The sequence below is a fragment of the Micromonospora sp. NPDC049004 genome, assembly GCF_040649315.1.
Classification (GTDB): Bacteria; Actinomycetota; Actinomycetes; order Mycobacteriales; family Micromonosporaceae; genus Micromonospora.
The window spans coordinates 245,749-254,356 of record NZ_JBEZFG010000009.1 but is presented as its reverse complement, the minus strand read 5'-3'; the positions used below and the strand labels follow the sequence as shown (position 1 = coordinate 254,356).

Sequence of the window (8,608 nt, the reverse complement as noted above, 5' to 3'; positions counted from 1 at the left end):
GCTGGGGGTGGGCGTGACGGTCCGGCCGTTGTCGGCGGCGGTGGCCGGCGTCTCGGTGTCCTCGGGGTGGGAGCCGCGGGGGGGGGGGGGGGGGGGGGGGGGGGGGGGGGGGGGGGGGGCGCGGGGGGGGGGGGGGGGGGGGGGGGGGGGGGCCCCCCCCCCCCGCCCACCGGCGCTGCGTGGGTCAGCGCATCTTCTGCTGCGCGTCGGTCAGCTTCGCCTTCACCGATGCCTCGGTGACCGGCTTGCCGCTCGCCGCGTCGGCGAACAGCTCCTTCATCGCGGTGCCGACCAGGGTCTCGAAGGTGCTCTCGTCGGGCACCTGCGGCAGCGGGGCGGCGGTGGTGACGAGCGTCTCCTGGATGCTCTTCTGCTCCGGGGCGCTGAACGCCGGGTCGGAGGCGGCGGTCTTGACCGCCGGCAGCGACCCGTACGTCTTGTTGAGGATCGTCTGCTCCTCGTCGCTGGTCATGAACTTGACGAAGCTCAGCGCGCCGTCCTTGTTCTTGGTGTGCTTGAAGACCGCCATGTTGATGCCGGCGACCATGCTGTTGACCTTCTTGCCGCCGGCCGGCGGGCTGGCCAGGAACGGCACCGGGGCCACCCCGTACGCGTCGGCGGGCATGTTCTGCGTCTTGAGGTTCGAGCCGGCGGACTGCCAGAGCAGCATGGCGGCCTTGCCGTTGGCGAAGTCCGAGACCGACTGGTTCTGCGCGTACTCGGCGTTGCTCGGGTTGGTGATCTTGTCGGCGGCCATGAAGTCGATGTAGCGCTTGATGGCCGAGACGTTCTGCGGGGTGTCGAAGGTCGGCTTGCCGGCCGAGTCGAACCACTCGCCGCCGTACTGCTGGCTGAAGGTGAAGGCGTGGTGCGCGTTCTCCGACGGGTTGGCGCCCTCGATCGCCAAGCCCCACTTGCCGCCCTTGGTGAGCTTCTTGCCGTACTCGGAGACCTGCTCCCAGGTGGTCGGCGGGGCGGTGATGCCGGCGTCGGCGAACGCCTTCTTGTTGTAGTACAGGCTGTACGCCATGCTGTAGAGCGGCACGGCGGCCGGCGGCTTGCCGGGGGCGCCGGCGGCGGCGAGCGCGGCGGGCACGATCCGGTCCTTGCCGCCCACGGCCTGCAGGGTGGCGTCGTCGAACTCGACGAGCGCGCCGGTGGCCTGCAACGACGCCGACCAGGTGTTGCCGATGTTCACCACGTCCGGGCCCTTGCCCGACGCGGCGGCGGCGAGCAGCCGGTTGAGCAGGTCCGACCAGGGGACGACCTCGAGGTTGACCTTGATGCCGGACTGCTTCTCGAACTTGTCCAGCTCCGGCTGGAGGGTGGTCTTGTCGACCTCCAGGCTGGCGCCCTGGTTGCTGGCCCAGTAGGTGAGGGTCTTGGGCGATGCGGCGGAGTCGTCGCCGGAGCCGCCGCAGGCGGTCAGCGATGCGGCGGCCAGTACGGCGGCGGTGAATATCCCGAGGTGTCGTCTCGACACGGTCAGCCCTTCCGGTGCGTGGTGGGGGTCCGCCGACCGCCGTCGTCGATAGGGGTGCGGCGACGGTTGCCGGCTGCGGACGGGGTTTCTCCGGATGCGCCGCCGGGGGTCCGTCGGCGTTTCCCGGGAGTTACATCACGGCTTAATGAATGTCGTCATTAAAGTTGCTGGCAGGTGGGTCGTCAAGCACGGTGCGGTTACAGTCGCCACCAACGGCCGACGGGAACGAGGTGACGAGTGGAGCTGGCGCGTGCCACCAACCGGAGCGTCCGGCTGCGCAACCGGTCCGCCCTGCTGACGAAGCTCTTCCTCGATGCCCCGCTCACCCGCCAGGACCTGGTGCGCAGCACGGGGCTGAGCCAGCCGGCGGTCAGCAACGTGGTGGCCGATCTGATCGACGAAGGCATCGTCGCCGAGGCCGGTGCCGCCGAGTCCGACGGCGGCCGCCCCAGCATGCTGCTGCGCGTCGCCCCCCGGTACGCCTTCGTGATCGGCGTGGACGTCGGCGAGACCCGGGTCCGGGTGGAGCTGTTCGACTTCGCGATGACCCTGCTCGCCAGCATCGAGTACCCGCTCGACCCCGCGCGCACCGAGCCCGACGTGGTGGCCGGGCACGTGCTGGCCGGCATCGAGGTGGTCACCGGCAAGGCCCGAGTGGCCACCGCCGACGTGCTCGGCGTCGGCATCGGCGTCTCCGGCGTGGTCGAGCAGGGCGTCGAGGCCGTCGTGCACGCCCAGGCCCTCGGCTGGGACCGGGTGCCGCTGGAGCGGCTCATCGGCGCCGGCACCGACCTGCCGCTGCACATCGACAACGGCGCGAAGACCCTCGGCCAGGCCGAGATGTGGTTCGGCGCTGGGCGCGGCGCCCGGCACGCCGTGTTCGCCCTGGTCGGCTCCGGCGTGGGCGCGGCAGTGGTGACCAACGGCGCCACCTACCGGGGCGCGTCCAGCAGCGCGGGGGAGTGGGGGCACACCACCCTGGTGTACGGCGGCCGGGCCTGCCGGTGCGGCGCGCGCGGCTGCCTGGAGGCGTACGTGGGGGCGGAGGCGATCATCGACCGCTACCGCGAGGCGCGTCGGGGTTGCGCCGTGCCGGGCGAGGACGAGGAGTCGCAGCTCGCCGCGCTGGTCAGCGCCGCCGATTCGTCGGCCACCGCCCGCCGGGTGCTGAACGACACCGCCGGCTACCTCGGCGCGGGGGTGGCCAACCTGATCAACCTGTTCAACCCGGAGCGGGTCGTCCTCGGCGGCTGGGCGGCGATGGCGCTGGGCGACCTGCTGCCGGCTGTGCGCGAGGCCGCCGGTCGGCAGGCGCTGCGCCAGCCGTACGAGCAGGCGTCGATCGAGCTGTGCCGCCTCGGCGTGGACGCGGTGGCGCTGGGCGCGGCGACCCTCCCGATCGCCCGCTTCCTCACCGAGGGTGGCGTCCGCCGCTGAGCGGGTACGACGGCGCCGTCGACGGCAAATTACACAAAGTCGAGCTCTCGGGATAAATAACGAAGTTATAGATCGATGTCTTGACGCCGTCGCAATCTCGCCGCAACACTCCTACGAGAGCGCTCTCCTCCCCGCGGCGTCGCATCGGCGGCTCCACCCACGGCACCACGGGCGAACACCGATCCCCACCCTCTGGCGTCCGTAACGCCCTATCGACAGGCGATGTCATGACATCTCGTGCTACATCCGTACGCCCGCGTCCCCGGCGGCGGACCGTCCGGCACCTCCTCACCGGTGTCGTCGTGGCCCTGGTGGCGGCCCTGACCCCGGCCGTGGCCAGCACCGGCGCGCAGGCCGCGCCCACCCTGCTGTCGCAGGGACGCCCGGCGACTGCCTCGTCCACCGAGAACGCCGGCACCCCCGCGTCGGCAGCTGTCGACGGCAACACCGGCACCCGCTGGGCCAGCGCCTTCAGCGACCCCCAGTGGCTCCAGGTCGACCTGGGCGCGCGGGCCACCATCAGCCAGGTCAACCTGCTCTGGGAGGGCGCCTACGGCCGCGCCTTCCAGCTCCAGACCTCGGACGACGCCGCCACCTGGACCACGATCTACTCGACCACCACCGGCGCGGGCGGCACCCAGAACCTGACCGTCACCGGCACCGGCCGGTACGTGCGCATGTACGGCACCGCCCGGGGCACCGGCTACGGCTACTCGCTCTGGGAGTTCCAGGTCTACGGCGAGACCGGCGGTGACACCTCCACCTGCGGCAGTGCCAACGTGGCGCAGGGCAGCCCGGTGACCGCCTCGTCCACCGAGAACGCCGGCACCCCCGCGTCGGCAGCTGTCGACGGCAACACCGGCACCCGTTGGGCCAGCGCCGCCAGCGACCCGCAGTGGCTGCGCGTCGACCTCGGCAGCACCCGCACGATCTGCCGGGTGACGCTCACCTGGGAGGCCGCGTACGCCCGGGCCTTCCAGCTCCAGACCTCCGCGGACGGGTCCACCTGGACCACCATCTACTCGACCACGACGGCAACCGGTGGCACCCAGAGCCTCACCGTCACCGGCAGCGGTCGCTACCTGCGGGTGTACGGCACGGCCCGGGGCACCGCCTACGGCTACTCGCTCTGGGAGCTGGCGGTGAACACGACCGGCGGCGGCACCACCGAACCCCCGGTCGGCACCACCGACCCGTACAACCCCAACCTCGGGCCGAACACGTACGTCTTCGACCCGGGCACGCCGACGTCGACGATCCAGAGTCGACTGAACACCCTCTTCACCCAGCAGGAGACCAACCAGTTCGGCCCGCAGCGCTACGCCGTGCTGTTCAAGCCGGGCACCTACACCGCCGACGTCAACCTCGGCTTCTTCACCCAGGTCGCCGGGCTCGGCATGGGCCCCGACGACGTCAACCTCAACGGCCACGTCCGCACCGAGGCGTTCTGGATGGGCGGCAACGCCACCCAGAACTTCTGGCGGGCCGCGGAGAACCTCTCGGTCACCCTGCCCGCCGGGCAGACCGTGGAGCGCTGGGCGGTGTCGCAGGCCGCGCCGTACCGGCGGATGCACCTGCGCGGCGCGCAGAACCAGATCCAGCTCTGGAACGGCGGCGACGGCTGGTCCAGCGGCGGCCTGCTGGCCGACACCCGCATCGACGGCCTGGTCGTCTCCGGTTCGCAGCAGCAGTGGTACTCCCGCAACAGCGAGTTCGGCAACGGCTGGACCGGCTCGGTGTGGAACATGGTCTTCCAGGGCGTCGTCGGCGCTCCGGCGCCGAGCTTCCCCAACCCGTCGCACACGGTCATCGCGCAGACCCCGCAGGTGCGGGAGAAGCCGTTCCTGTACGTCGACGGCAGCGGTGAGTACCGGGTCTTCGTGCCCGCCCTGCGCACCAACTCGACCGGCACCAGCTGGTACAACAAGACCCCCGCCGGCTCGTCGATCTCGCTGTCGCAGTTCTTCGTCGTGCAGCCCGGCACCAGCGCGGCCACCATCAACGCCGCCCTCGCCCAGGGCCGGCACCTGCTGTTCACCCCGGGCGTGCACCACGTGACCGAGCCGATCCAGGTCAACCGGGCCGACACGGTCGTGCTCGGTCTCGGCCTGGCCACCATCCAGGCCGACAACGGCAGCGTGGGCATGCGGGTGGCCGATGTGGACGGCGTCAAGGTCGCCGGCCTGATGTTCGAGGCCGGCACGACCAACTCGCCGGTGCTCATGGAGGTCGGGCCGTCCGGCTCGGCGGCGAGCCACGCCAGCAACCCGACCTCGCTGCACGACGTGTTCTTCCGCATCGGCGGCCCGCACGTCGGCAAGGCCACCAACACGCTGACCGTCAACAGCGACAACGTGATCGGTGACCACATGTGGCTGTGGCGGGCCGACCACGCCGCCAGCGGCGTACCGACCGGGTGGACGTTGAACACCGCCGACACCGGGCTGACCGTCAACGGCGACAACGTCACCATGTACGGCCTCTTCGTCGAGCACTACCAGAAGTACCAGACCGTCTGGAACGGCAACGGCGGCCGGACGTACTTCTACCAGAACGAGCTGCCGTACGACGTGCCCAACCAGGCGGCCTGGATGAACGGTTCGACCCGGGGCTACGCCGCGTACAAGGTCGCCGATTCGGTGACCAGCCACGGGGCGTGGGGGCTCGGAAGTTACAGCTACTTCAACGTCAACCCCGCGGTGGTCGAGGAGCACTCCTTCGAGGTGCCCGTCAACCCGAACGTGCGATTCACCAACATGGTCACCGTCTCGCTCGGTGGTGTCGGCACCATCAACCGGGTGATCAACAACGCCGGTGGCACCGCGAACGCGGCCAACCAGACGGTGTACCTGACCACCTACCCCTGACCGGGGCGCCCGCGCCGGCCCGCTCGCACGAGCGATCGGGCCGGCGCGGGTGGCACCCAGGGCCGAGCCGGCCCGGTCCCGCCGAAGACCGGGCCGGCCACGGTCCTGCCTCAGTACGCCAGCACCCCGGCCGCCGCGCGCTCACCGGCGCGTACCGCCCCCTCCAGGTAGCCGGCCCAGCGGGTCGCCGTCTCGGTGCCCGCCCAGTGCACCCGCCCGACCGGCGCGCGCAGCCGCGGCCCGTACGTGCGCCACGCCCCCGGAGTCAGCACGCCGCCGAAGCAGCCCCGCGTCCACTCGTCGGCCGACCAGTCGTACTCCACCAGCGCCACCGGATCCGCCGCGCGCGGCCCGACCACGGCGGCGAACGCGTCCAGCACGCACTCGCGCCGTCGCGCCGGGGACATCTCCCGCAGCGCGGCGGCGTCGCCGGCGTAGCTGAACCCGGTCAGCACTCCGCGCGGCGAGGTCGGGGTGGAGTTGTCCACCGTCTCGGTGAGCGGTCCGGCGCTGCTGGTGGACACGCCGGAGCGCCCGTCGGCACGCCAGAACGGCTCGGCGTACACGGCGTGCACCTTCCACGCCGACCCCATCGGCATCCGCTGCGTCAGGCCGTCGCGCACCGCCGGCAGCGGCGGGTCGTACCGGATCCGCCCGGCCAGCGCCGGCGCCAGCGCGACCACCACGGCGTCGCCGTCGACGCGCCCGTCGTCGGTGCACACCGTCACCCCGTCGGCGTCCTGCCGGATCGTGCGCACCGCGACGCCCAGCCGCAGCGTCTCCGGCGGCAACCCGGCCGCCATCCGCTCGGCCAGCGCCGGTGGACCGCCCACGATCCGGTCCTGCTGCGCGCCGCCGGCCATGCCCAGCAGTGGCCCGGTGCCGCCCGCGCTGCGCAGGTAGAACAGCAGGTGCAGTAGGGACAGCTCGTCCGCCCCGGTGGCCAGCAGCCCGCCGGCCAGCAGCCGTCCCAGGTAGTCGGCCGTGTCGGCGTCCCCGGCCGCGGCGCGCAGCCAACCGCCGAGCGTCGTCGCATCCCACCGCGCGGCCTCCGGCGCCCGCCACGGCTCGGCCGGGTCCAGGACGGAGGCGTACTCGTCGAGCAGCCTGAGCACCCGGGCCACCTGCGCCGGCGGATCGGGTCGCCGCCCGCCGGCCCACAGCACTGTGGACGCGCCGACCGCCGCCGAGGCGAAGGTGACCAGGCCGTGCTCGGCGACCAGCGCGTACATCCGGTCCTGGGTCGGGCCGATCCACTGGGCGCCCAGGTCGAGTTGCGTGCCGTCGGGCAGCCACCGGGTCAGCACCCGCCCGCCGACGCGGTCCCGGGCCTCCAGCACCCGCACGCGCGCGCCGGCCCGGTGCAGCGCCGCGGCGGCGGCGAGACCGGAGAAGCCGGCGCCGACCACGACCACCCGGATGCCCTCGGACACGGCCACGGTCTACCCCAAAGCGTCGGGCATATGACTCTGCGCGGGCCCGCGGCGATGATCGCGGCCCGGGTGAGGTGGCATCGACGGTCCTATACTGTGCCTACCGGTCGTGGAACCCGTGAGCGGAGGCGGGCGTGCCACTCTTTTTCCTGAGTTACGCCCAGGAGGACAACCGCAACAGCCAGATCCACGAGTTCTTCGTCGATCTCAGTGAGGCCGTCGCCGGGCTGGCCGCCCTGCACTGGGACGAGGCAGGGTTCATCGACGGGCACATCCCGCTCGGCAGCACCTGGCCGGACACCCTGTCCGACGCGTTGTCCACCAGCGCCTGCCTCATCGCGCTCACCTCGCCCCGGTACGTCGTCAGCGACTACTGCGGCCGGGAGTTCCAGGTCTTCGTCGACCGGATCGACGAGCACGAGCGGCAGTTCCGCGTCCGTCCGCCCGCGATCGTGCCGGTGCAGTGGCTCCCGTGCGACCGGCTGCCCAAGGCGGTCGCCGGCTTCCAGTACCGCAACTTCCACACCGGCACCGCCTACGCCCAGGACGGCCTGCTCACCCTCAAGCAGCGCAAACGGCACGAGGACGACTACAAGGACTTCGTCGACGCGCTCGCCCGGCACATCGTGCAGACCGCCCGCGACCACACCCTGCACCGGCCGGCGCAGCGTCCCGTACTGTCCAAGGTGACAAGTGCCTTCGACCGGCCGACGCGGCCGCAGGCGCACCACGGCCCGAGCGTGTCGACGACTGTGCAGCGGGCCACCAGCGCCCGGCACGTGCACATCGTGCTGGTCGCCGGCAGCTCCGCCGAGCTGGCCGGCAGCCGGCCCGGCGCCGAGGAGCGCTACGGCGCGGTTTCGCGGGACTGGCGGCCGTACCGGCCCGAGCTGGAGGTGCCGATCGGCAGCTGGGCCGGGGCCATCGCCACCACCAAGAGCTACGGCTGGACGGTGGAGGACGCCGAGGAGCTGGCAGCGGTCCGGGAGTGGGCGCGGGCGCACAACCAGATCGTCGTGCTGGTGGTCGACGTCTGGTCGGCCGACCTGCCGCGCTACCAGGTCAGCCTGATCGGCTACGACCGGGACGTGGACTCGCCACGGGCGCCGGTGCTGGTGCCGTGGACGGCCGCCGACGACGCGGCCGCCGGCGGCAACCGCAAGATGTGGGACACCCTGGCCCGGGTGCTCCCGCATCACGTGCTGCACAACACCCGCGACGTGTGGCGCACCGAGATCGCGACCTCCGCACGCTTCCAGGAGGAACTGGAGGACGTGCTGGTGGTCGAGCAGGGCCGGATCTACCGCACGGGCACGGTCTACCAGGAGCCGCCCACCGACGGCTCCGGTCTGCGCCCGATCCTCGAAGGTCCCTAGGGGAGGCACGCC

General features: G+C 72.2%; 5 protein-coding genes. 3 read left to right on the top strand and 2 right to left on the bottom strand.

Features of this window, described 5'->3' with window-relative positions; genetic code table 11:
* Nucleotides 1–184: 184 nt before the first annotated feature.
* Nucleotides 185–1,483 (bottom strand): sugar ABC transporter substrate-binding protein, encoded by a 1,299-nt coding sequence (locus tag AB0B97_RS25960; protein ID WP_234582473.1) that lies wholly within the window; start codon nucleotides 1,481–1,483, stop codon nucleotides 185–187.
* A gap of 237 nt (nucleotides 1,484–1,720) precedes the next feature.
* Here AB0B97_RS25960 and AB0B97_RS25955 point away from each other — a divergent pair, with 237 nt between their 5' ends.
* Nucleotides 1,721–2,920, top strand: coding sequence for an ROK family transcriptional regulator (locus tag AB0B97_RS25955; protein WP_357497183.1), 1,200 nt, complete (start codon nucleotides 1,721–1,723; stop codon nucleotides 2,918–2,920).
* Nucleotides 2,921–3,147: 227 nt separating this feature from the next.
* Nucleotides 3,148–5,787: a discoidin domain-containing protein gene (locus AB0B97_RS25950; protein WP_357497181.1), complete on the top strand. Its 2,640-nt coding sequence runs from the start codon at nucleotides 3,148–3,150 to the stop codon at nucleotides 5,785–5,787.
* Between the two features lie 110 nt (nucleotides 5,788–5,897).
* Here AB0B97_RS25950 and AB0B97_RS25945 read toward each other — a convergent pair whose 3' ends face one another.
* The gene (locus AB0B97_RS25945) at nucleotides 5,898–7,220 is read right to left on the bottom strand and encodes an FAD-dependent oxidoreductase (RefSeq protein WP_357497179.1); all 1,323 of its coding nucleotides are present in this window, start codon (nucleotides 7,218–7,220) and stop codon (nucleotides 5,898–5,900) included.
* A gap of 134 nt (nucleotides 7,221–7,354) precedes the next feature.
* Here AB0B97_RS25945 and AB0B97_RS25940 point away from each other — a divergent pair, with 134 nt between their 5' ends.
* Nucleotides 7,355–8,596 carry a TIR-like protein FxsC gene (locus tag AB0B97_RS25940; RefSeq protein WP_234582469.1) on the top strand — a complete coding sequence of 414 codons (1,242 nt, stop codon included), beginning with the start codon at nucleotides 7,355–7,357 and terminating at the stop codon, nucleotides 8,594–8,596.
* Nucleotides 8,597–8,608: the final 12 nt, after the last annotated feature.